The following is a 22,512-nucleotide window of genomic DNA, read 5'->3' on the forward strand; positions in this document are numbered from 1 at the left end:
TGGCCTCGTAGGGGCGGCGAGCAAGGGTGTGGATGAGCTGGAATCCGGGCGGCGGCGCCCGCGGGCATGTCAACGAGATGGGCGGCACGACCGCAGGGCCGGTTTTCCAGGCCCGGGACGTGCGCGGCGATGTCCATGTCCATGGCGGTGGGATTCCCCTGCCGATTCCACGGCAACTGCCCCGTCCCGGCATTCTGGTAAATCGCCAAGAGGCGCTGGCGGCGCTGGACCGGATGGTGTCCGGGCATGGGCTGGTGGTCGTGACCGGACAGGCCGGGATCGGGAAGACCGCCCTCGTCCTGCACTGGGCGCGCGGCCGTCTCGAAGACTTTCCCGACGGCCAGCTCTATGCCGACCTGCACGGCCATGCGGGCACGGAACCCGCGCCCCCGGCCGAGGTGCTGGGGCGTTTCATCCGTTCGCTCGGCATCCCCGGCGAGCACGTGCCCGCGGGCCTGGGGGAGCGCGCCGCGCTGTTCCGGTCGCTGGTGGCGGGGAGGCGGCTGCTGGTCGTCCTGGACGACGCGTACTCGGCGGCACAGGTCGTGCCGCTGCTGCCCGGCGGGCCGGGGGCCGCCGCCGTGGTGACGAGCCGGTGGCGGCTGGCCGGGCTGATGATGCGCGGCGCGGGCGTGGTGCGGCTCGGCCCGCTGGGCGAGGGCGCGGCGCTCGACCTGCTGGGAACCGCGCTGGGCAGCGAACGCGTCGGGCGCCACCGTGAGAAGGCGGGCGAGCTGGTGGAGCTGTGCGCCCGGTCGCCGCTGGCGCTGAGCGTGGCGGCGGCCCGGCTGGCCGCCCGTCCCGGCTGGTCCCTGGACGACCTGGTGCGCGACCTCGCCGACGAGCGGCGGCGGCTCTCGGCGCTGGCGGTCCCGGACGCGGGGGACGAGATGACGATCAGAGCGGCCCTGGAGCTGTCCTACCGCGGCCTGCCGGACAGGGCGGGGCGGCTCTACCGGTCGCTCGGGCTCTTCCCCGGCACGGCGTTCGACGCCCGCATGGCGGCGGCCCTGTCCGGGGAACCGCTGCCGGACGCGCGTGACCTCCTCGGCGTCCTCGACGCCGCCAACCTGCTCGAACACCTACCGGGCGACCGCTACCGGCTGCACGCTCTCGCCCGGCTGCACGCCATGGACACCGTACGCGAGCACGACCCGCCGGACGCGCGCGCCGACGCGGTCCGCCGGCTGGTCGAGTGGACGCTCGCGGCCGTGCTCGCGGCCAATGACGCCGCCGCCCCGTACCGGAGGCTTCCCGGCCCTCCGGACGCGCCGCCGGGGCCGCCCGAGTTCGCCGACGCCGCCGGGGCGCTGGACTGGCTTGAGCAGGAGTTCCCCACGGTCAGGGCGGTGGCCAGGCGCGCCCGTGAATCCGGCCTCGACCGTGCGGCGTACCTGCTGGTGGACGCGGCCTGGCCGCTGTTCCTGCACCGGGGCCAGCACGCCGAAAGGCTCGACTTCGACCGGGTCGGCCTGGCCGCGGCCCGCGCGCTGGGGGATCGGTACGCCGAGGCCAAGATGCTCAACCGGACCGGCCTGGCCCTGCGCGCGCTGGGCCGCCCGGACGCGGCGGCCGACGATCTCCGGGAGGCGCTCGCCTTATGGCGGCGGCTGGGCGAGCGGTCCCGTGCCGCCGGTACGCGGCGCCGCCTCGGCCTGCTCGCGTTCGACCGCGGTGACATGGCCGGGGCGGTCGCCGAGTTCGGCGCCGCCCTGGAGGAGTACCGGGCCGCCGGGGACGACCGGCATGTGGCCCTCACCCTGTGCGACCTGGGCGCCGCGCTCATCAGGGACGGCCGTGCGGACGCGGCCGTCCGGGACCTGGGCGAGGCCGAGCGGTTGCTGTCGGGAACCGGGGACGACGCCTACAACCAGGCCCGCGTGCTCGTGCTCCTCGGCCAGGCACACGCCTCACGCGCGGACCCGGCCACCGCCGAGGACCTGGTCGTCCGCGGGCTGGAGGGGATGCGGGCGATCGGATCGGCCATCGGCGAGGCGGACGCGCTGCACGTCCTCGGCGATCTCGCGCTCCAGCGGGACCGGGTCGCCGAGGCCCGCGAGCGTTACGAGCAGGCCCGGTCGATCCTGGCCGGCGCGGGCGCGCCGACCAGGATCCTCGACCGGCGGCTCGCCGACCTCGGCGGCCCGTGACCGGAGACGCGACCGGATCAGCCGTCCCAGCGTCCCCAGGTGACGGGCGGGGCCGCGGCGGCGCGCAGCGCGGCCAGCTCGGCACGGGTCAGCGACACCGAGGCCGGCAGCCGGTGGCCGACCTTCCAGCCCGCGTGGAGCACGCCGTCCCGCAGCGCCGCGCCCGCGTCGCCGTGCCGGCACCAGCCGTCCAGGAACGTCGCGAACAGCGCGTCGCCCGCCCCCGAGGTGTTGACGACCCCGGCGGGCGCGACCGCCGGCACCTCGACGAGCCGGCCGTCGCGGAGCCCGGCCAGCGCGCCCCGCGCGCCCATGCCGACGCCCGCCACCTCGCACCGCGGGTAGCGGCGCAGCAGGTCCGCCACCCAGGCACGTGGATCGCCCAGCCGCTCGTGGCTGCAGAACACGATCCGCGCCCGTTCCAGCCAGGGACGGTTGTACTCGCCGGCGGGATCGTCGATCAGGTGGACGTCCACCGCGATCGGGATCCCCAGCGTGTCCGCCCGGGGCAGCAGCGGCCGGACGAACTTGGCGTTGGTCAGCACCAGCAGGTCCGCTCCACGGGCCTGCTCGCGCAGCACCTCGAAGGGATACTCCACCCGGTCCAGCGCCGTGAGATGCGGCATCCCCATCCGCCGCCCGGACGGATCCACCAGCACCACGCCGAGCGAGGACGACGGCGACTCGACGACGCCCGGACCGCTCAGCCCGTCCCGCCTGAGCTCCGCCCGGATCGCCTCGCCCGCGGTGTCCCGCCCGACCAGCGTGCACAGGCGCACGTCGTTGCCGAGGGCGCGGTGGACGCGGGCGATGTGCGACGCCACCCCGGCCGTCCCGCTGCGCGCCCATCCCGGCTTGGCCGAGGGCTCGTAGGTGACGGGGAAGCCGCGCACGTTGACGGAGATGTAGAGGCTGACCACGCCCGCGACCAGCACCGTGGGGCTCATGACGCGGCCTCCTGGTTCGCCGCTCGCACCTGGACGCCGCCGGAGACGAGCAGCTTCCCCGTTCCGCCGCGTTCCGGCACGCCCAGCCCGCCGATGATGAGCACCGAACGGCACAGCTCGCCCGTCGCGAGGCCCGCCGCCGCCCAGCCGTACAGGAACGAGCCCGCGATCGCCGCCCACGGACCACGGACCCCCTCCCCGCAGGACAGGGTGAACAGGCGGAACCCGGTCCCGGACGCGCCCGCGTCCCGCACCGCGGCCGTGTGGCCGCACGGAGCCGCGCCCGCCGCGACATGGCAGCCGGGATAGCGCTCCAGCAGCGCGGCGAGCCGTCCCGGCGGCCCGGGGAGCCCGTCCACCAGCACGTCCGCGACCTCCGCCGCGTGCGTCCTGTGGACGGCGGTCACATGGACGTCCGCGAAGTCCAGCGGCCCCGGCGCGCCGCCGCGGACCGGCCCGTCGCCGAGCACCATCAGCCGCGGTTCGCGCAGCGGCCCGCCGCGCGGGATCACCAGGACGGCGGCCGGCCGTCCGTCGGGGTGCCGCGTCCCCTCCCTGGTGAGCGCGAGCGACCGGTCGATCCGGAACAGCCGCGTGGACACCAGCGCGCCGGTCATCGTCCACCACCCGCCCGGCTCACCAGGAAGGGCGGCGGGACGGGACGCGGGCCCGGCACCGCCGCGGGACGCCGCAGCCGCAGCAGCCGGTAGATCAGCCGTTGCAGGTTGCGGTCGAACCGGCCGGGCTCGGAGGTGATCCGCTCCACCACGGCCCGGTACCGCTCCGGCGTGAACCCGTCCGCGGCCCGGAGCAGTTGCCGCCGCAGCGAGCCACGGCCGGAGACGCGCGGCGCCACCGCGCCCAGCAGCGCCTGCGCCGAGTCGGGGTTGACCTCCGAGCCCGGGAACCCGCCTAACAGCACGGGCGCCCCGGTCACCGCCGCATAAGTAGTTACTGACCCGTGGTCTCCGATGACCCAGTCGGCCGCCGCCAGCACGGCCCGCCAGTCCGCCTCGGGCGGCACCAGGCTCAGGCCCCGCCGCAGGCAGTCGGCCAGCCACGACCGCACCTGGAACTCGCCGTGGCCGTGCCAGGCGTTCGGGTGCAGGAGCGTCACCACCTGGAACTCCTCTTCGGGGAGTTCGGAGAGCAGCCGCGGCCACAGGTCCGGGCGGCTGCCCAGCAGCGACCGCGGCCCCCAGGTCGAGGCGACCACCACGAGCTTGCGCCCGTCGCCCACCCCGAGCGCCATCTTGTAGAGGGGGCGCCGGTCGAGGCTGGCGCGCAGCCGGTCGTGGCACGGGTCGCCCACGACCGACGCCACCGCGAGCGCCTCCGGGCACGACCGGGCCAGCTCCCGGCGGTCGTCCCGGTGCGCCAGCACCAGCGCCGCCGGGACGAGCGCGCCGTCGTGGACGAGGCGCTGCGCGTCCAGCCCGTACACCAGACGCGCACCGGCGGCGCGCCCGGCACGGCGGCTCACCAGCTTGCCGTGCCCCGCGCCGTGCGGCATCACGATCAGGGGCGCGCGCACCCGGTGCACCCCGCCGTGGCTCGCCGCGATCGCGAGGTCGAAGGTGGTGCTTGTGGCCTGGTCCCAGGGCATCCGCGCCGCCCCGAGCCCGCTGAGGAACTCCGGCACCCCCGAACCGAACTCGTCGGGCGCCTGGGTGAAGTACACCTGGATCCGGAGATCGTTCTCCAGTACGCCGACGGCGTCCAGCAGCCGCTGCCCCGAGGTCACGGTGTGCACGACCACCAGCACGCTCTTGCATGTCCGCCGGGTGGCCCATCGATCGGCCTCCGGGCCGATCGGCCCCCGGCGCCATTCGCTCACGGACATCCCTTTCGTGCCCCCTTTGGCCTTGCAGGAGTTGACTGTCCGAAACGCGACCCCGTCAGGAGCATCGGCGACCGACCTTGCGGCATCCCTTGCGGTCCTCCTTGCGGTGTCGGCGCAGGTGGTGAACGTGGCCCCGGGAAATTCTCCGAATTTGGGGCGATAACGCCGGGCATGCTCTGGAAATCACCCTTTGACGCTGAGATGATCTGCGTGTCAAGGGCCCCTCCCGTCACCAGGGGGAGTGGATGGAGTTCCGCATCCTCGGCCCGCTGGAGATGTGGGCGGGCGAGCGCCGCCGGCCCCTGGGGTACGCGCGGGAACGGCGGCTCCTGGCGATCCTCCTGATGTCACCCGGCAAGCCGGTCGCGACGGAGGCGCTGATCCAGCGGGTCTGGGACGGAGACCCGCCCGACCGCGCCAGGGACCGGCTCTACCCGCACATGACCCGCCTCCGGGGCCGCTTGGCCGACCTGGGCGACGTGCGGCTGGAGAGCCGTTCCGGCGGCTACGTCCTGGAGGTCGACCGGTCGCGGATCGACTACCACCTCTTCCGCGACCTGCGGAGCCAGGCCCGCTCCATGGCAGAGACCGGCGACCGGGAGTACGCGCTGCGGCTGCTGCGCGACGCCACCGCCCTGTGGCGTGGCGAACCGCTCGACGGGGTGGACGGGACCTGGGCCGAGCAGCGCCGCCAGAGCATCCGGGACGAGCTGCTCGCCGCCACCCGGGAACGCCTGGAGCTCGAACTGGAGCTGGAGAACCGTCCCGACCTCACCACCGAGCTGAACGACCTGCTCGTCCAGTTCCCGCACGACGAGAAGCTCGCCGAGCTGCTGATGCTCGCCCTGCACCGGACGGGCCGGTCCGCCGAGGCGCTGCGGGCCTACGACCGGTTCCGCCGGCTGCTGGACGAGTCCATCGGCACCATGCCGGGACAGGAGCTACGGGAGCTGCACCGGCGGATCCTCAACGACGACCCCGCGCTCATGGCGCCGCCGCGCCCGCCCGAACGGCGGTCACCGCCCAGCGACCTGCCGCCCGACACCCACACCTTCACCGGACGCGAGGCCGAGTTCGGCGAGCTGATGCGCCTCGCCGCGGAGAGGTCGGACGCCGTCACCGTCGTGGCCATCTCCGGCATGCCGGGCGTGGGGAAGACGACGCTGGCCGTCCGGCTGGCCCGGCGCCTCGCCCCCGAGCACCCGGACGGCCAGATCTTCCTCCATCTGCGCGCGCACGATCCCGGCCAGGAGCCGATGGAGCCCATCGCCGCGCTCGACCGGCTGCTGCGTTCCCTGCGCGTGCCGCAACACCTGATACCGAACGATCTCGACGGCAGGTCCGCGCTGTGGCGCACCGAGACCTCGCGGCGCCGGCTGCTGCTGGTGCTGGACGACGCGCTGGACACCGACCAGGTCAGGCCGCTGCTGCCCGGCGCGCCCGGATGCCTGGTCGTGGTCACCGGCCGACGCCGGCTGGTCGGCCTGGACGCCGTCCGGCCGCTCACGCTGCACCCGCTGCCCCCTGAGGACTCCGCGCTTCTCCTGGCCAGGGTCGCCGGGCCGAGGGTGACACCGGGCGCCCCCGGCGTCGACACGGTCACCAGGCTGTGCGGTCACCTGCCGCTCGCGTTGCAGATGGTCGGCCTTCGCCTGAGGCACCGCGAGAGCTGGACCGCCGTGGACCTGGCGGAGTCGCTCGGCGAAGGGCGCAGGCTGGAGCGGCTGCGGGCCGAGAACCGTGAGGTCGCGGCGGCGTTCCGGCTGTCGGTCGAGGGACTGGACGCCGCCGCGCGGCAGGCGTTCCTGCTGCTGGGGCTGTATCCCGGCGCCGAGGTGACGGCGGACGCCCTGGCCGTGATGTTGGGCGGCGAACGATCCGGGGCCGAGGCGTGCCTGGAGCTCCTGCACGACCACAGTCTGATCATCGAGCCGAGCCCCGGCCGCTACCGGTTCCACGACCTTCTGCGCGAGTACGCGCGGGACCTCGCCGGACGGGAACCGTCCCTCGACCGGGACGTGGCTTTGGACCGGTTGATCGACCACTGCCTGGCCACCGCCGACCGTGCCGACCGGATCCTGTTCCCGTGGTCCTCGCGCCCTCCGGTCGAGGTCCGTTCACCCGGCATGGACGGATTCTCCCTGGACAGCGAGGAGGACGCGCGGTCCTGGTTCGAGGCCGAACTGGAGAACCTGATCGGCGTGGCGCGCTTCGCCGCCGACGAGGGCCGCCCCCGGCGTGCGGGCCTGCTGGCCAGGGCACTGGAGCGCTTCCTGGAGGACACCGGGCGCTGGTCGGACGCCGTGCGGCTGCACACCACCGCGGTGGAGGCATGGCGGCGGGTCGGCGATCGGAGATCCCTGGCCCGCGCCCTGCTGGACCTGGGCCACGTCCGCTGGAGGACGGGCCGTTACGAGGACGCCCTGGCGGCGGCGACGGAGGCCCTGCACACCTCCCGCGCGGTCGGCGACGACGCCCTGGCCGCCGAGTCCCTGGACCTGCACGGCAGGATTCACTACACCCGCTCGGAGTTCGACGTCGCCGTCGGGTACTACGAGCAGGCGCTCGTCCTCCGGCGGGAGGCGGGCGACCGTTCGGGCGAGGCCCATCTCCTCAGCCACCTGGGCATCGTGCTCTACCATCTCGGCCGCTATCCCGAGGCGATGGAGCGCATGGCCCTGTCCCTGACGCTGACCGAGGAGGCGGGCGACGTCCGCGGCCGTCAGATGGCCCTCAACAACGCCGCGGAGATCGAGTACAGGCTCGGGCTGTACGACGTGGCGCTCCGGCACTACGAGCAGGTCGCGGAGATCGGCGAGCTCAGCCGCCAGCACCAGGCCGTCTGGTGCAACAACATCGCGACCATCTACAGCAGGACGCAACGCCCGGCCGAGGCCATCACCCAGTATCGCCGAGCGATCGCTATTTATACCGAAATTGGCGACAGGCGGGGTGAAACCGACTCGCTCAACGGGATCGGCGCCTGCTATGCCCAGATGGGACGGGACGGCGAGGCGTTCATCCACCATCAGAAAGCCTTGCGGCTCGCCCGGGAGATCTCCGAGAAGTACGAGCAGAGCTGGGCGCTGCGGGGCATCGGTGAGGTCCATCATCGGGCCGGACGGCACGGTCAGGCGCTGAGCCTTTTCGACGAGGCGCTGGTAATTGCACGGTCAATAGGTGACACGTTCCAAGAGGCGCGCGTACTGGAAAGCATGGGTGAGGCCATCGCCCGCCTCCACGGCCCCGCCGAGGCCGAGGCGGCCTTCGGACAGGCCCTTGAGCTGTACGAATCACTCGGCGTCCCCGAGGCGGAGGCGCTACGTCAACGCCTCGCCGACCCGCCGGACGCGGCGGGATCGTGAACGCGAATCCGATTCGCCTCACGAACTTCGCACCTCTTCGCCAAGATCCCGGCGCGGCACCATGATCGCCTGATAGCGTCTTTGGTGTTCGCCCCGCCATTTCGGTAATGGGCGATTTGTTCAACTTCTCTTGAGAAGGAGTCCCGTGAAAGATAAATTGCTTCATATCGCTCTGATCACCGGAATGTTCATGCTGGCCGCCGCCAGCGTGATGGAAGCTGTCCAGGCATGAACCTCCTGCCATAAGGGTCTCCGGTGGCAGAGATCTCAGGGCCGGGTGGACGAGTCGCCCGGCCCTCTTTTCGTGCGCGCGAAGTTCAGACCTGGCGGCTGGGGTCGCGGGGGAGGGCGGCGAGCTGGGCGCGGACGGCGGCGGTGGTGCGTTCCGTGTCGCCGGTGGCCAGGAGGTCGAGCATCGCTCCGCGGAGCACGGCCAGGACGAGCGTGCGGTGGTGCAGGGCGGTGTCGGTGTCGCGCTCCTCGGGCCGCTGGGTTCGCGCCAGGACCGCCAGCCAGTCGTTCACCGTCTCGGAGGCGAACCCGCCCCAGGGGCCGTGCGCGTCCAGGAGCGAGCGGCTGTAGCCCTCGACCCACAGGGCGAGCAACGACCGGTGCTCGGGGGCCGCCAGCCAGGACCACACCTCCTCGGCGGCCATCGCCAGCCCGATCGCCTCCTCTCCGGTCAGGTCGCGGAGGCGGTCGAGCAGGGCCAGCTCGTCCCTGCGGGCGCGTGCCAGGAGGGCACGGACGAGGCCGTCCTTGCTGCCGAACAGATAGAGCAGCACGCGCGGGCTGGAACCGATCGCCGTGGCCAGGGGCCGCAGGGACAGCTCCGACAGGCCGTGCTCCAACGCGTAGCGGTAGGCGCGTTCGAGCAGCTCGGTCTGGCGTGCCGAAGGGACGGGCTCATCGCTGGACATGGGTGTTACCCTAACAGCCGTACTGAAACGAGTGTTTCAGTGGCGGAGGAGGATGCGCGATGCGGACGACCGAGAGGACACAGGCCACGCTGCGGCGGCTGGGCGAGCCGGGGGACCTCGGCTGGGTGGTCATGGCCCACGGTGAGCTCTACGCCACCGAGTACGGATGGAACACCGACTTCGAGGCCCTGGTGGGGCGGATCGTCGCCGACTACGCCGGCGAAGGGGGCGACGAGCGGCGGGCCGCCTGGATCGCCGAACTCGACGGCCGCCGGGTGGGGTGTGTCTTCTGCGTGCCCGCCGGCGAGGAGGACGGGAAGACGGCCAAGCTCCGCCTCCTGCTGGTCGACCCGTCCGCCCGCGGCAACGGCATCGGCTCGCGCCTGGTCGAAGAGTGCCTGAACTACGCCAAGGAGGCCGGCTACCGGGACATCACCCTGTGGACGAATGACGTCCTGGTCTCGGCCCGCCGCATCTACCAGGCGCACGGCTTCCAGCTCGTGGACGAGGAGCCCCACCACAGCTTCGGCAAGGACCTGGTGGGCCAGAACTGGTCCCGTCCCCTCTGACGGGGCGCTCTGACGGGGAGCCCTTAGCGATCTCCGCGCGCCGCAGTGGCGCTTGTCACGTGGCCGCAGTGTCACAACGCCCCGTTCTGCCCGGTCTTGATGTGTGAGAGGGGCAGTCCGAAGGGGGGCGTGACATGAGGACGGGAAAGAGACCGGGGACCGAGAGCGGCGGCCCGCTCGGTCGCGTGATCCGGCGCACCGAAAGCGATCATTGGAGCTTTCTGTTCGCGCAGATCGCCGTCCATTCGTTCATCGTGCTGCTGGTCACCGGGGCGTTCCTGACGTTCTTCTACGAACCCGACCTGTCGCGGACCACCTATGACGGCCCGTACGGCTCGCTGCGCGGGGTGGAGGTCAGCAGGGCCTACGACTCCACCCTGGAGATCGGCTTCGAGGTGCGCGGCGGGATGCTCATGCGGCAGATCCACCACTGGGCCGCGCTGATCTTCCCGGCGGCCATCTGCTGCCAGCTTCTGCGGATGTTCTTCACCGGGGCGTTCCGCCGCCCGCGCCACCTGAACTGGCTGGTGTGGGTCGGCCTGCTGATCCTGGCGCTGGCCGCGGGCGTGACCGGGACCGTCCTGCCCGACGACATGCTGTCGGGCGGCAGCCTCGGCCTCATCCAGGGCGTCACCCAGTCCATCCCGGTCATCGGCACGGGCGTGGCGTACCTGTTGTTCGGCTCCGACATTCCCGGGGACGACATCATCCCGCGCATGTACTGGGCGCACCTCCTGCCGATCCCCGTGGCCATCGCGGGGCTGTGCCTGCTGCGCCGCAGGCTGGTCGGGCGCTTCGGGCACACCCGCTTCCAGGACTCACGCCCCGCCGGCCGGCGCCTCGGGCGTCTTCGTTCGGCGGCGATCCTGCTGTACGTGTGCGGGGTGCTGGCGCTGCTGGGCACCGTCGCCCAGATCAACCCGATCTGGCTGTACGGGCCCTTCGAGCCCGGGGCGATCACCTCGGGGGCGGTCCCCGGCTGGTACATGGGGTTCCTCGACGGGGCGATACGGATCATGCCGGGCTGGGAGGTCACCGTCGCGGGACATCCCGTCACCTTCGCGGTGCTGGTGCCCGCTCTCATCGTCCCCGGCGCGTTCTTCACCGTCCTGGCCGCCTACCCGTGGATCGAACGGCGGTTCACCGGCGACCATCGGTTGCACCACCTGCTGGACCGGCCGCGCGACCACGCCGTCCGCACCGGGCTGGGCGCCGCGGGGATCGCCTTCTACGGGCTGCTGTGGGCCGCCGCGGCCAACGACCAGATCGCCCACACCTTCCACCTGTCGCTGTTCGCCGTGACCTGGTTCTTCCGTGTCGCGGTCCTCGCCGGGCCGGTGCTGGCGTTCGTGCTCACCCGCTGGATCTGCCTCGCGCTCACCGCCCGCGAGTGGGAGGAGAGCCGGCACGGCTACGAGACCGGCCGGATCGTGATGAGCGCGGACGGCGCGTACGGCGAGATTCACGCCCCGGTCGAGGCCCCGCGTGAGCTCGCGCGCAACTGACGAGGCCGCGCACCGGAGGAACATTGGAGGAAGCAGAAGGGCCGGGCACCCGAGGGTGTGCCCGGCCCTTACGCCGTCAGCGGGGTTGGACGCCTTACTTGAAGGCGGGCATCAGCTCGTCGTGGATCAGGCGGAGCTGGCCGTCGACGTCCGGGACGCCGCTGAGGTCGCGGCCGGTGAACTGCTTGACCAGGCCCGCGTCCGTGATGGCGCAGATCATGTGGTTGACGCCGGTGGGCGCGATATCGCTCTCGATCTTGGCGCGGACCTCCTCGGGGGTGCCCGCGAGGGAGAGCTTCTCGGTGATCTCCGGGGTGGTCAGCTCGATGGCCTTGGCCAGGTCGCCGGCGCCGATGGCCTCGATGATCGGGGTCATGTCCGCCGGGTTCACGCCGTTGCGCTCAAGCTGCTCGGCCGGCATCGCCGAGGCGTACAGGCCGACCATGCTCCGGGCCGCCTCCTTGGCCGCGGCCGAGTCCGGTCCGACGGCGAAGACCACCCAGGCGCCGATGTCGAGCGACCGCCAGTCCTTTCCCGCGCGCTCGGCGCCGGCCTTGAAGTGCTCGACCGCGTACTCGTACGCGTTGCGCGAGTAGCTGAGCGCGTGGTGGACGCCGTCCGACAGCTCACCGGCCGCCTCGAACGACTTCGGCCCGCGCATCGCGCCGATCTTGACGGGCAGGTGCTCCTGGACGGGACGGGCGAAGGTGAACAGGCCCTCGTAGGAGTAGAACTCGCCGTCGCGGGTGATGGCGCCCTCGTCCAGCAGGGTGCGGACGACCGCGGTGGCCTCCTTCACCCGGGTGAGCGGCTTGGTCTTCGCCCAGTCGATCTTGTACTGGGCCAGCACCCCGAAGTTGCCGGAGCCCAGGACCACCTCGGCGCGGCCGCCGGTGAGCTCGTCCAGCGTGGCGGCGGCCTGCGCGATCAGTGAGGGCTCGCGCAGGGTGACCGCCGACACCGACGGGCCGAGACGGATCTGGGAGGTGTTCGCGGCGGCCGCCGCGAACAGCAGCCACAGGTCCTTGTGCCACGGCTCGTCGGCCGCGTACACCGCGTAGAACCCGAGCTCGTCGGCGAGCTTGATGGAGGCCAGCGAGTCCGCGACGGGGTAGTCGGGAAGCATGGCATAGCTGAACTTCACGAGAAACGTCTCCTTGTGGTGTGTGCGCCTTCGCACACGGTTGGGGGATGTGGGAGATCGGATGTGCTGCGGTCTGGCTGGGCGGCCCCTTCCTGCTTTATCCCTTGATTTCAGCCCAGGCCTGAGTCCAGCGTGAGTAGTCCACGCAGTTGTCGCCACGGGAATCGCCACATGCGGTCACGGGCGTCTTCCAGAAGGCGATCTTCTTGTAGAAGGCGGCGTCGCCCACCTTGTACTCAGCGCAGAACCCCTTCTCGGTGTACCGGCACGCCTTGGGGTTCGCGGCGGCCTGGCCGAACCACTGGGCGACCTGGGCCTGCACCCTCGGCGTGGTGATCCAGTTCATCCACCGGTACATGCAGTTCGGATGGCGTGCCCGGGACGAGATCATCCACGTGTCGGACCAGCCGGTGGCGCCCTCGGCGGGCAGCACCGTCTCGACGGGCGCGCCCTCGGCCTTGGCCAGCGAGGCGATCACCTGCCAGGTGGTGCCGGCATGGCTGTCCCCGATCTTGAAGGACTGCACCGAGTCGGCGTAGCTGTGCCAGTACTGCCCGATGTTGGTGCGCATCTGGCGCAGCAGGTCGACGGCCGCGTCGAACTGCTCCTCGGTCAGCTCGTACGGGTCGGTGATCTTGAGATCGGGGCGGTGCGTCCTGAGGTACAGCGCGGCGTCGGCGATGTAGATCGGCGAGTCGTAGGCCGTGATGTTCCCCGCCGCGGGGGAGTTCCGCTCGAACACGACGTCCCACGACGTCGGCGGGCGCGGCAGCTTGTCCTTGCGGTACATCAGGTAGTTGGCGCCGTAACCGTGCGGGACGCCGTACATCTGACCGCCGACGGAGTTGTACGGCTGCTCCTTCAGGAAGTCGGCGATGTCGGGATAGTTGCTGAGCAGGGAGGTGTTCACCGGCGCCACGTCACCGCCGTAGATGAGGCGGACGCTGGCGTCGCCGGACGCCGACACGCCGTCGTAGCGGCCCGTCTTCATCAGCGCCACCATCGAGTCGGAGGTGTCGGCCACCTTGGTCGTCACCTTGCAGCCGGTGGCCCGCTCGAACGGGGTCACCCAGTCGACCTTCGGGTCGGTGCTGCCGTCCTCGGCGTACCCCGTCCAGGCGACCAGGTTCAGCCGCCCCTCGGTGGCGCCGATGACCTGCTGCGCCGGGATCTGCGGCAGCGAGGTGCGGGCGGCGTTGGAGGAGTCGCTGCATCCGGCGGCCAGGGCCGCGGTGACCGCGGCCGCCGCGGCCACCACCGGCAGCCGCCGGCGCCCGCCGGGAGGTCCGTCCATGGTCACTCTCTGCCTGTTGAAGATCACGCTCGCGGATTGTAGGCCCGTGGATACCGCTCATGCCCAGCGAATCCGAATGATTCAGATCTCTCTCCACAACCCGCCCAAATGATCAGTTGGAGCTGTACCCTCTCTGCGATCAGTGACCGTCGGCTAACGGAGAGCGGCCTCAGTGCGATCTAAGGACCGTCGAATGGGTTCACGCATCAGTCATCGGCGTCCTCGACCGGGAACCGGGCGGTTCAGGACGGTACGTTTCAAGGTCACGGCGCTGGTCCTGGTGTCCCTGGTGTCGCTGTCGGTGCTGTGGGCGTTCGCGGCCAGCGTGACCTTGGGAGAGGGCCTCAACCTGCGGAACGTCGAGACGGTCCAGGACCATTTCGAGTACCCGTCGGGCGCCCTCGGCAGCTCCCTTCAGGCCGAACGCCGCGCGACCATGGTCTACCTGGGCAGCAGAACGCCCGGGGACCTGGCGGTGATGGAGGCGGCGCGGCTGGTCACCGACCGGCAGGCCGATCTGTTCCGGCGGCTGGCCAGCGACAAGGACGCGCTGGACGACGCGCCCGCCCAGACCCGCCAGCTCGCCGGCACCATCATCAGCGGGCTGAACGGGCTGGGTGCCAAGCGGACGGCCATCGACGGCGGGCGCACGTCCCGCACACAGGCGTTCACCGACTACAGCGGGCTGATCGGCAACATCGGAACCCTCCAGGGGACGCTGTCCACGCTGAGCAACGCCGAGGTCGCCAAGGACTCCCGGACGCTGGTCGCGCTGGCCCGTGCCCGTGAGGCGCTGTCGCAGGAGGACGCGCTGCTCGCGGGCGTCCTGGCGTCCGGCCGCTTCACCCGGGCCGAGCACGCCGAGTTCGTCAAGCTGGTCGGCACGCAGCGGTCGCTCTACAACATCGCCGCGCCGGAGCTGCGCCCGGGTGACCAGGCGTACTACCGCCGGGTGACCACGACCGAGGAGTACAACCGGCTCCGCACGCTGGAGAACCAGTTCGTCAACGCCCCGGCGCTCCCCAGGGCCGGGGACGACACCCCGGTGCTGTGGAAGACGACGCTGGAGTCCAACCTCACCCGGCTGCGCGGCCTGGAGCTGTCGCTGGCGGCCGCCTCCGAGTCGCGCGCCCGCCCCATCTCCGACGCCATCATCCTGCGGGTCGCCGCGGCCGGCGTGCTGGGCCTGTTCGCGGTCGTGCTGTCGGTGACGCTGGCGACCTGGGCCGCGCGCTCGGTCATCCGCGACCTGAACGCGCTGAAGCGGGAGGCGCTCGACCTGGCCAGCTCCCGGCTGCCGAACGTCATCCAGCGGCTGCGCCGGGGAGAGGATGTGGACGTCGCCGCCGAGGCGCCGCCGCTGTCGTTCGCCACCGAGGAGATCGACCAGGTCGGCCAGGCGTTCAACGCCGCGCGCCGCACCGCGATCGCCGGAGCGGTCGACGAGGCGGGGCTGCGCCGCGGCATCAGCGACGTGTTCGTCAACCTGGCCCGCCGCAGCCAGACGCTGCTGCACCGGCAGCTCAAGCTGCTGGACGCCATGGAGCGCCGGATCACCGAGCCGGACGACCTGGAGGACCTGTTCCGCATCGACCACCTGGCCACCCGCATGCGCCGCCACGCGGAGGGCCTCATCATCCTCTCGGGCCAGGCGCCGGGACGCGGCTGGCGCAACCCGGTCGCGGTCATCGACGTGGCCCGCGCCGCCGCCTCCGAGGTGGAGGACTACACCAGGGTCACGGTCGCGCCCATGTCGCAGGCGGCCATCGCGGGCGTCGCCGTCGCCGACGTCATCCACCTGCTGGCCGAGCTGATCGAGAACGCGTGCTCGTTCTCGCCGCCGCACACCACCGTGCAGGTGACCGGGCAGGCCGTCGCGCGCGGCTTCACCCTGGAGATCGAGGACCGCGGGCTGAGCATGGACGAGGCGAGCCTGGCCGCGGCGAACGAGCGGCTGGCCAACCCGCCGGAGTTCGACCTGTCCGACAGCGCCCAGCTCGGCCTGTTCGTGGTGGGACGGCTGGCGCGGCGGCACGGGATCCGGGTGACGCTGCGCACCTCGCCGTTCGGCGGGATGAGCGCCGTGGTGCTGATCCCCGACGACATCGTCGTGCACGGCGACGGCGAGGGCTACGAGCTGGACGGGGCCGAGGCGCGGCTGGCGCTCACCCGGCGCAGCGAGGACGCGTTGGTTCCGGTCGGGGTGGTCCGCGGCGGCCAGGGTGGCTACGGTGGCGCGGACAGGAACGCGCTGCCCGCCGACTCCGGCGGGTCGGTGCTGCGCCTGCACTCCAACGAACCGGAACCTCCTCGCGGTGCCCGGCACCGCAGGAAGCAGGGGGAAGCGCCGCCACCCATGCCCGATCCGTACGCTCCCGGCAGTCCCACCGACAGCACCGGCCCCCTCCCCGCCCACACGACGGGGCCGCTCCCGCCCGTCCAGCACGACACCAACGCGCCGCCGTCATCGCCTCTGCCGATGAGCCCGCGTTCCTCCACACCGCCCACCGGGACGCCCACGCAAGGCACGCCGAGGCCGGGTGCGTACGGGCCGGAACCCGTGCCGGAGGCGGCGCCGTCCCGTCCCGTGCAGGAACTGCGCCCGGAACGTGAACGCAGACCGGGAGGCGGCGGCACCGGGCCGCTGCGGCGGCCGCCGGGAGGCGCCGGGCGCGGCCGCGGAGGGCGGCCCGACCTGCCCAGGCGGGTGCGGCAGGCCAACCTCGCCCCGCAGTTGCGCGAGGAGCCGTCCGGCGAGCCCGTCGCCGAGCAGCCGCCGCCGCGCGCCGAGCGCTCTCCGGAGGAGCTGCGCTCGATGATGTCCTCCATCCAGCGCGGCACGCGGCGCGGTCGCACCGAGTCGACGATCGAGTTCGACGAGGGGTCGTGACGGGGCGATGAGCGGCCCAGGAAACGAATGGCTCGACGAGGAGGCCGGGCCCCTCGTCCGCTCGTACGCGCTGACCCGCGGCCGGGCCAGGCCCAGGACCGACGGCGAGGGTTTCGAGATGATCGCGATCATCGCCACGGTGGCCACCCCGGCCGGCGCCTCTCCCGACATCGGGCCCGAGCACCTGTCGATCATCGATCTGTGCATGCGGCCCCACTCCGTGGCGGAGGTGTCCGCCCGGCTGGGGCTGCCGCTGGTGGTGGTGCGGGTGCTGCTGGGCGACCTGCTCGCCCACCGGCTGATCGCGGTACGGCGCCCGCAACAGGAAAGCCCCACTGTGACCGAACATCTGCTCAGGGAAGTGCTCCATGGACTCGAGGCGCTCTGACGCCCCCTCCGACCACGCGTCCGAGGGGGCGGGCGGTCCATCAGCCGGTGGCGGCGCGGCGGCCATGCCGCTCGCGGTCAAGATCCTGGTCGCCGGGGGCTTCGGGGTCGGCAAGACCACCTTCGTCGGCGCGGTCAGCGAGATCCGCCCGTTGCAGACCGAGGAGGTGCTGACCGAACAGAGCGTCGGGGTGGACGACATCTCCGGGGTGGACCGCAAAACGACCACGACCGTCGCCATGGACTTCGGCCGCATCACGATCAGGGAGGGGCTGATCCTCTACCTGTTCGGCACGCCCGGCCAGGACCGGTTCTGGTTCATGTGGGACGAGCTGTCGCATGGCGCGCTCGGGGCGATCGTCCTGGCCGACACCCGCAGGCTGGCCGACTGCTTCCCCGCCGTGGACTACTTCGAGAACCGCGGGCTGCCGTTCATCATCGGCGTGAACTGCTTCGAGGACGGCTACGAGTACACCGCGACGGAGATCCGGGAGGCGCTGGACCTGAACCCGGCGACCCCGGTGGTGCTGTGCGACGCGCGCCGCCGCGAGTCCGCGAAGGCCGTGCTGACGTCCCTGGTCAAGTATCTGATCTCGGTGAACGACGAGGAGCGGGCGGCGCAGACCGCGGGCCGGTACGGCTGACCCGGGGGGCGCCGGGCTCAGTGTCACCGGGCTCAGTGTCACCGGGCTCAGTGGGCCCAGGCCCAGTCGTCGGACTCGTCGGGATCGGGGCAGGCCGCCGCGTAGGCCGTTCTCGCCGCGTATGCGGCGTGCCGGGCGAGCTGCCCGTCGATGGCGCGCAGCAGGGCGCCATCGGGCGGCGACTCCCGGCACAGCGCCGCGCGCAGGTCCTCCAGCTCGTCCGGGACCATGGCGCGCAGCGGCTTGGAGATCCAGCCGGGAGGGAACGGGGCGTGCTTCGGCGGCGACCCCCTCATCGCGCACCCGCTTGTCGCGCTCTTCGCACTCGTCGCATGTCGTGCGGTCCTTCGCTGGATGGGGGACGGGGGCGGCACGCCCGTAGCGGCGCGCCACCCCCGTCCTCGGTCGGGAACGACCGTCAGGGGAACAGCGGAGTGTTCTTGCCGACGTTCAGCGGAAGCCCGGTGTCCGGCTGCTTCAGGCCGAGCTGACCCTGCTGCCCCTGCTGGCCCTGCTGGCCGGGCTGGCCGGGCTGCTGCCCCTGCTGCTGGGGCGTGGTGTGCTGCTGGGGCGCCCCCGGCTGCTGTTGGGGAGCCGCATACTGGTCGTCCGAGTCCGAGTCCGAGTTCGAGTACTGCTCCTCGGTGTACTGCTGCTGCTGTCCCTGGGTCTGGTACTGGAGCGCCTGGAGGAGCTGGCCGGTGATGGCGCTGGCCAGGGCCTGGTCGAGCCCACCGATCGGCCCCGGGCTGCCCGGCGCGGTACGGGCGCCGTCGTCGTTGTAGTTGATCTCGGACGGCGGCTGCTGGAGCATGCCGCCCTGCTGGTTCAGCCCCCTCGGGGTGCCGAGGCCGTTCTGGGCGCCGTCCAGGACGGGCAGGCCCGAGCCGCCGGAGCCCAGCGAGCCGAGCAGGCCGCCGACCGGGTCGGGATTGGCGGGAACGCTCCGTGTCTCGGCGTTGGCGGAGCCGAGGCCGGCCCCGATGGCCGCGACGCCCGCGGCCACCACGATGGTGCGGCCGACGTGCCTGGTCCAGTTGCGCATCCTTCTTCTCCTTGTTCGGGTGTGCGGTTGACGCGCGAGGGCGTCCTGTGCGCCGGTCGGCGGGCACTGCCGCCCGCGGCCGGATCGGGAACGAGATGTTGTGGGCGCTGGAGCGCCGTGCGCCGCGGTGTCCGTGCCCTCCCGGCGAGGGCGGGGCGCGGGCCGGGCGCGGGGCCGGCCGCGGCCGGTTCTAATCGGGGACGACCGTGGGCCGCTCGGGCGAGGAACCGTCCTTCAGCACCGTGGCCGGCGGGGTCCGCACGCCCATGACGGCCGGTGCGGCGTGGACAAGGGACGGCGGCGGGCCCGCCACGGGACCGGGTGCCTGCCCGGCTTGCGGTGCCACGCCGCTGAGGTCGTCCTGGCTGGTCGGAAGGTCGGGTCGGGGGACGGGCGTGCCGTGCCCGGCGCACATGTCGCACCTGCCGGTCGTGGCCGTCCCGGGACGGAGAAGGCGGGGATCGGGCGTGCCGCGCCCGGTGTCGCGGTCATCGGGCGCCGGGACACCGGTGCCGGCGACGTCCGCAGTGGGTGACGCCGGGACGCCGGCTGCCGACAGGAGCCGCTTCTCTTGCGACGTGAGCGCGGAGAGCAGCCGGTCCGCCGAAGCCGTCACCGGCGCCGTGTCCTTTCCGAGCGACCCCGTGCGTTCGGTCAGCCCGGTGCGTTCGGTCGGCCCGGTGCGTCCGGTGACGCCGGTGAGCGCGGGACGCGGCGCGGGGTCGGCGGGACCGAGCGCGCGCCCGGCGATGCCGCCGAGGTCGCGCACCGGTCCGTCGAGTCGCCGCACCGTGTCACCGAGCCCTCCGTGAGCGTCGGCGGACGCCTGCTGGCCCGCCAGAGCGGACAGCACGAGCCATCCCGCCAGGGCGAGCCCGCCGATGAGCACCGTTCTGAGCGCCGTTCGCAGCAGCGCCCCGGCCGGCCGCGAGAGACCCGCCCGCCCGCGGAAGGCGGGCAGGCGGGCAGGCGGCGTGCGATCCGGGGGCAGGTGACCCCCGTCGTGGATCGGTGCCGGCTGCATCGCGGATCTCCCCGAGACCAGAAGTCGATAACGCTCCGCGACACTAGCAACACCCTGCGTGGTGACCCGGGTCGCGATGCGGGATCTACGAAGGCTTTACCGGAACCTTCGGCGCCGCTTGTGAACCCGCGGCGGTGTGCCCCGCGTCGCTGCCCCCGTTCACCCGCGCGCCGAGACGGGTCGCGATGTGCGCGGCGATGCGGCGGGCGGCGAAGTCGGCGCCGTGCACGAACCGCATGACGGGGCCGAAGCTCGCCGCCGCCGCGAGCCCGGTGAAGTAGAGGCCCGGGACGGAGCTCTGGAAGTTCCGGCCCAGCACCGGGGTGCGCAGCTTGACGCGCACCCCCGAGCTCAGCTCGGGCGCGAGGATCGTGACGCGGTCGAGGTCGGGGACGTACCCGGTGGCGGCGATGACGTGGTCGACGCGGTGCTCCCAGCGGTACCCCTCGTCCCCCGCCGTGGTGAGGACGGCCCGTCCGCCCTCCTCGTCCGCCGAGATGACGACCCGTCCGGTCAACACCTCGATCCGATGGTCGAGCCGCTCCTTCAGCCACCATGCCCCGGCCGGGCCGAGGGTGGTGCGCACCAGGTGGCGGCGGGTCGCGTCGGGCAGCAGGCGGGTCGCCCACGGATGCTCCGACCACAGCCAGGTGCGGTAGCCGCGGCCCAGCCCCGAGTGCGGCCCGCGCAGCAGCCGGTTGACGATCGACGGCGACGAGGCGGGCACCGAGTTCCAGGCCAGCCGCGGGGTGCGCGCGATGACCTGCGGATGCGCGCCCGCGTCGGCGAGCAGCACGGCCGTCTCCAGCGCGGACTGGCCCGCGCCCACCACGGCGACCTCCTTGCCCTTGAAGTCGTCGAGGTCGCGGTGGGCGACGGTGTGGGTGCCCAGTTCGGCGGGCAGCGTCGCCAGCGTGGAGGGCGTGTAGGCGAACGGCCGCACGCCGACGGCAACGACGACGGTGCGCGCCTGCGCGACCTCCCCGGTGGAGAGGGTGACCGCGTACCGGCCCCGCGCCCGCTCGATGCGCAGCACCTCGGCGTGCTCCGTGTACGGGACGAGGTGCTCGGCGAACCAGCGCCCGTACTCGACGAACGTCGAGACCGGGATGGGGCGTCCGGTACGCCAGCCAGGGTGCAGATCGGTGAACCGGGCGCCCGCGATGGGGGCGCCGAGGCTGGAGGCGAACGGTTCGGACTTGAGGAACATGCCGGGCGGGACGCAGGCGTCCCAGAACTCCATCGGCGTCCCGATGACGCGGACGTCCAGGCCGTGGTGCCGAAGGTGCGCCGCCGTCGAGAGGCCGTAGGGCCCTGCCCCGACGACGAGCGCGTCGGCGATCGAGTCGTTCATGTCGCGTACCCCCGTTGCGATGTGGTGCCCGTGCTGTACGGGCGGCGGTCAGCCCTTCCCGCGGCCGGTGACGACGCTCCGCATCCCCAGGGCCATGACACGCATCCCCAGGGACAGGAACGGCAGGGGGTCGTCGGCGGCGAACCAAGCCGGCTCGGCCGTCGTGCGCAACGCGCGGTAGACCTTGCGGCAGGACGCGGCCCGCGGGCCAGGGCGGGTGAGGGTGTGGTGCAGGAACTGGTGCTCGACCAGAAGCGTGCGCCCGTACCGGGGCCGCGCCGTGGGCACGTCGCGGCCGGAGCGCTCCAGGTGGAGGGCGCGGACCAGGTCGAGGCCGCCGGCGTCGTGGAACAGCCGGAATTGGGCGCCGAGCCTGGGGTTGAAGTCGAGCAGGCGGTAGGTGCCGGTGACGGTGTCGAACCGGAAGTCCAGGTCGACGATGCCGCGGACGCCGAGCATCGTGACGATCTTGTGGGCCAGGCCCTCCAGCACGGGGTTGAGCACCCACTCCCCGGCGACGGTGTGGCCCGCCTCCGGCGGATGCGCGAGGTGCTTGCGTCCCGTGCCGCCGAACACGCAGTTCTGGTCGCGGTCGAAGTGGCCGTGGAAGAACCAGTCGCCGCCGTCCGGCGGGATGCGGCGCTGCAGGATGAGCGGCCCCGCGTCCGCGCAGGGCTCCGTCCCGGCCAGGTCGAAGAGCCGGTGGACGGCGGCGGCGCGGTCGAGCACCACGGTGCTGCGATGGCCGCGCGGCAGCAGCCACGGCCGTGACCACTTGGCGACCAGCGGCAGGCCCAGGTGCGCGACGGCCTCGTCCAGCTCGGCGCGCGAGCCGGGCAGGACGCTTTCGGGGCAGTCGATGCCGTACCTGTCGCACTGCGCGAGCAGCACGGACTTGTCGGCGACCCGGGCCGGGGCGCCGGGCTCCTGTTCGGGGAAGTCGAAGGCGGGGGACAGGTCGTGCGCCTGCTCCGCAATGAAGATCGCGCCCGCGTCGTCCAGCGGCACCAGCAGCGGGCGGACCCCCGGACGCGTGGCCGCCCGGGCGGCGACGCGGTGGAGATGCTCGGTCAGCGCGCCGGGATCGCGCCGGGGCGACGGGCCCCAGGGATGGCGCCCGCGCAGGTGACGGGAGTGCGCCGCCGGGACGAGACGGTCTTCGAGCAGGGCGTGGACGGGTACGCCCGCCCGGCCGAGAGACCGGATCGCGCCCAGCGTGCCGTGGTGGAACGGGTTGCGGTCGGTGCGCAGCAGCACGACCGGCAGGCTCCGGTCGAGCGCCGGCGGGTCGCGGTCGGGACGGGACGGCATCGCCCTCACGGCCCCTTGTCGACCGGGTGGAACGGCGTGCGGGCAGGCATGATCGAAAGGCTCCTCAGGACGAGGTAAATTCTGGCGCCGGTCGCGTGTGATCGTCCGTTACCGGGTGTG

The 22,512-nt window shown here is 72.7% G+C and carries 18 protein-coding genes; 7 read left to right on the forward strand and 11 right to left on the reverse strand.

Annotated elements, in window-relative coordinates; all coding sequences use genetic code 11:
• Nucleotides 1–32 precede the first annotated feature (32 nt).
• The gene (locus QSK21_RS17290) at nt 33–2,150 is read left to right on the forward strand and encodes an ATP-binding protein (RefSeq protein WP_285696968.1); all 2,118 of its coding nucleotides are present in this window, start codon (nt 33–35) and stop codon (nt 2,148–2,150) included.
• Nucleotides 2,151–2,167: 17 nt separating this feature from the next.
• Here the strand turns inward: QSK21_RS17290 and QSK21_RS17295 are convergent, their stop codons facing one another.
• The 3 genes from QSK21_RS17295 to QSK21_RS17305 are packed head-to-tail and all read right to left on the reverse strand — an operon-like array spanning nt 2,168 to nt 4,934.
• Nucleotides 2,168–3,097: a carbohydrate kinase family protein gene (locus tag QSK21_RS17295; protein WP_285696970.1), complete on the reverse strand. Its 930-nt coding sequence runs from the start codon at nt 3,095–3,097 to the stop codon at nt 2,168–2,170.
• Nucleotides 3,094–3,714: a hypothetical protein gene (locus QSK21_RS17300; RefSeq protein ID WP_285696972.1), complete on the reverse strand. Its 621-nt coding sequence runs from the start codon at nt 3,712–3,714 to the stop codon at nt 3,094–3,096. Before QSK21_RS17300 ends, QSK21_RS17295 begins: the two co-directional genes overlap by 4 nt.
• Nucleotides 3,711–4,934: a hypothetical protein gene (locus tag QSK21_RS17305; protein WP_285696973.1), complete on the reverse strand. Its 1,224-nt coding sequence runs from the start codon at nt 4,932–4,934 to the stop codon at nt 3,711–3,713. The genes QSK21_RS17300 and QSK21_RS17305 overlap by 4 nt, the downstream gene beginning before the upstream one ends.
• A gap of 251 nt (nt 4,935–5,185) precedes the next feature.
• On the opposite strand from QSK21_RS17305, the gene QSK21_RS17310 reads away from it, so the two are divergent.
• Nucleotides 5,186–8,305, forward strand: coding sequence for an AfsR/SARP family transcriptional regulator (locus QSK21_RS17310; RefSeq protein WP_285696975.1), 3,120 nt, complete (start codon nt 5,186–5,188; stop codon nt 8,303–8,305).
• Between the two features lie 317 nt (nt 8,306–8,622).
• Here the strand turns inward: QSK21_RS17310 and QSK21_RS17315 are convergent, their stop codons facing one another.
• Entirely contained in the window at nt 8,623–9,225 is a 603-nt protein-coding gene (locus QSK21_RS17315) for a TetR/AcrR family transcriptional regulator (RefSeq protein WP_285696977.1), read from the reverse strand.
• A gap of 59 nt (nt 9,226–9,284) precedes the next feature.
• Between QSK21_RS17315 and QSK21_RS17320 the strand changes: the two genes are divergently transcribed.
• Together QSK21_RS17320 and qcrB are read left to right on the forward strand one after the other, a co-directional pair.
• On the forward strand, nt 9,285–9,794 hold the full coding sequence (locus QSK21_RS17320; RefSeq protein ID WP_285696979.1) for a GNAT family N-acetyltransferase: 510 nt from the start codon (nt 9,285–9,287) through the stop codon (nt 9,792–9,794).
• Nucleotides 9,795–9,979: 185 nt separating this feature from the next.
• Nucleotides 9,980–11,299: a cytochrome bc1 complex cytochrome b subunit gene (gene qcrB, locus QSK21_RS17325; RefSeq protein ID WP_285696980.1), complete on the forward strand. Its 1,320-nt coding sequence runs from the start codon at nt 9,980–9,982 to the stop codon at nt 11,297–11,299.
• A 94-nt stretch (nt 11,300–11,393) separates the two neighbouring features.
• Here qcrB and QSK21_RS17330 read toward each other — a convergent pair whose 3' ends face one another.
• Entirely contained in the window at nt 11,394–12,443 is a 1,050-nt protein-coding gene (locus QSK21_RS17330) for an LLM class flavin-dependent oxidoreductase (protein WP_285696981.1), read from the reverse strand.
• Nucleotides 12,444–12,540: 97 nt separating this feature from the next.
• A complete protein-coding gene (locus QSK21_RS17335; RefSeq protein WP_285696983.1) occupies nt 12,541–13,764 on the reverse strand; it encodes an ABC transporter substrate-binding protein in 1,224 nt (407 codons plus the stop codon).
• 166 nt (nt 13,765–13,930) lie between these two features.
• Between QSK21_RS17335 and QSK21_RS17340 the strand changes: the two genes are divergently transcribed.
• From QSK21_RS17340 to QSK21_RS17350, 3 genes are all read left to right on the forward strand, one after another.
• On the forward strand, nt 13,931–16,627 hold the full coding sequence (locus QSK21_RS17340) for a sensor histidine kinase (protein WP_285696984.1): 2,697 nt from the start codon (nt 13,931–13,933) through the stop codon (nt 16,625–16,627).
• 7 nt (nt 16,628–16,634) lie between these two features.
• Nucleotides 16,635–17,015, forward strand: a complete 381-nt coding sequence (locus QSK21_RS17345) for a DUF742 domain-containing protein (RefSeq protein ID WP_285696985.1) — start codon at nt 16,635–16,637, stop codon at nt 17,013–17,015.
• A 64-nt stretch (nt 17,016–17,079) separates the two neighbouring features.
• Nucleotides 17,080–17,658, forward strand: a complete 579-nt coding sequence (locus QSK21_RS17350; RefSeq protein WP_285697088.1) for a GTP-binding protein — start codon at nt 17,080–17,082, stop codon at nt 17,656–17,658.
• A gap of 47 nt (nt 17,659–17,705) precedes the next feature.
• Here the strand turns inward: QSK21_RS17350 and QSK21_RS17355 are convergent, their stop codons facing one another.
• The 5 genes from QSK21_RS17355 to QSK21_RS17375 form a co-directional block, all read right to left on the reverse strand.
• Nucleotides 17,706–17,954, reverse strand: coding sequence for a hypothetical protein (locus tag QSK21_RS17355; RefSeq protein ID WP_285696986.1), 249 nt, complete (start codon nt 17,952–17,954; stop codon nt 17,706–17,708).
• Between the two features lie 122 nt (nt 17,955–18,076).
• Nucleotides 18,077–18,703 carry a hypothetical protein gene (locus tag QSK21_RS17360; RefSeq protein ID WP_285696987.1) on the reverse strand — a complete coding sequence of 209 codons (627 nt, stop codon included), beginning with the start codon at nt 18,701–18,703 and terminating at the stop codon, nt 18,077–18,079.
• A gap of 190 nt (nt 18,704–18,893) precedes the next feature.
• Nucleotides 18,894–19,727 (reverse strand): hypothetical protein, encoded by an 834-nt coding sequence (locus QSK21_RS17365; RefSeq protein ID WP_285696989.1) that lies wholly within the window; start codon nt 19,725–19,727, stop codon nt 18,894–18,896.
• Between the two features lie 85 nt (nt 19,728–19,812).
• A complete protein-coding gene (locus QSK21_RS17370; RefSeq protein ID WP_285696990.1) occupies nt 19,813–21,081 on the reverse strand; it encodes an FAD-dependent oxidoreductase in 1,269 nt (422 codons plus the stop codon).
• Nucleotides 21,082–21,129: 48 nt separating this feature from the next.
• Nucleotides 21,130–22,392, reverse strand: a complete 1,263-nt coding sequence (locus QSK21_RS17375) for a carboxylate--amine ligase (protein WP_285697090.1) — start codon at nt 22,390–22,392, stop codon at nt 21,130–21,132.
• Nucleotides 22,393–22,512 lie beyond the last annotated feature (120 nt).

The sequence above is a fragment of the Actinomadura sp. NBRC 104412 genome, from assembly GCF_030269515.1.
GTDB lineage: Bacteria > Actinomycetota > Actinomycetes > Streptosporangiales > Streptosporangiaceae > Spirillospora.

Coding starts and splice junctions, on each gene's coding strand:
- QSK21_RS17290 (WP_285696968.1), top strand. CDS start 33: ATGAGCTGGAATCCGGGCGGCGGCGCCCGCGGGCATGTCAACGAGATG.
- QSK21_RS17295 (WP_285696970.1), bottom strand. CDS start 3,097: ATGAGCCCCACGGTGCTGGTCGCGGGCGTGGTCAGCCTCTACATCTCC.
- QSK21_RS17300 (WP_285696972.1), bottom strand. CDS start 3,714: ATGACCGGCGCGCTGGTGTCCACGCGGCTGTTCCGGATCGACCGGTCG.
- QSK21_RS17310 (WP_285696975.1), top strand. CDS start 5,186: ATGGAGTTCCGCATCCTCGGCCCGCTGGAGATGTGGGCGGGCGAGCGC.
- QSK21_RS17315 (WP_285696977.1), bottom strand. CDS start 9,225: ATGTCCAGCGATGAGCCCGTCCCTTCGGCACGCCAGACCGAGCTGCTC.
- QSK21_RS17320 (WP_285696979.1), top strand. CDS start 9,285: ATGCGGACGACCGAGAGGACACAGGCCACGCTGCGGCGGCTGGGCGAG.
- QSK21_RS17340 (WP_285696984.1), top strand. CDS start 13,931: ATGGGTTCACGCATCAGTCATCGGCGTCCTCGACCGGGAACCGGGCGG.
- QSK21_RS17345 (WP_285696985.1), top strand. CDS start 16,635: ATGAGCGGCCCAGGAAACGAATGGCTCGACGAGGAGGCCGGGCCCCTC.
- QSK21_RS17350 (WP_285697088.1), top strand. CDS start 17,080: ATGCCGCTCGCGGTCAAGATCCTGGTCGCCGGGGGCTTCGGGGTCGGC.
- QSK21_RS17355 (WP_285696986.1), bottom strand. CDS start 17,954: ATGAGGGGGTCGCCGCCGAAGCACGCCCCGTTCCCTCCCGGCTGGATC.
- QSK21_RS17360 (WP_285696987.1), bottom strand. CDS start 18,703: ATGCGCAACTGGACCAGGCACGTCGGCCGCACCATCGTGGTGGCCGCG.
- QSK21_RS17365 (WP_285696989.1), bottom strand. CDS start 19,727: ATGCAGCCGGCACCGATCCACGACGGGGGTCACCTGCCCCCGGATCGC.
- QSK21_RS17370 (WP_285696990.1), bottom strand. CDS start 21,081: ATGAACGACTCGATCGCCGACGCGCTCGTCGTCGGGGCAGGGCCCTAC.
- QSK21_RS17375 (WP_285697090.1), bottom strand. CDS start 22,392: ATGCCGTCCCGTCCCGACCGCGACCCGCCGGCGCTCGACCGGAGCCTG.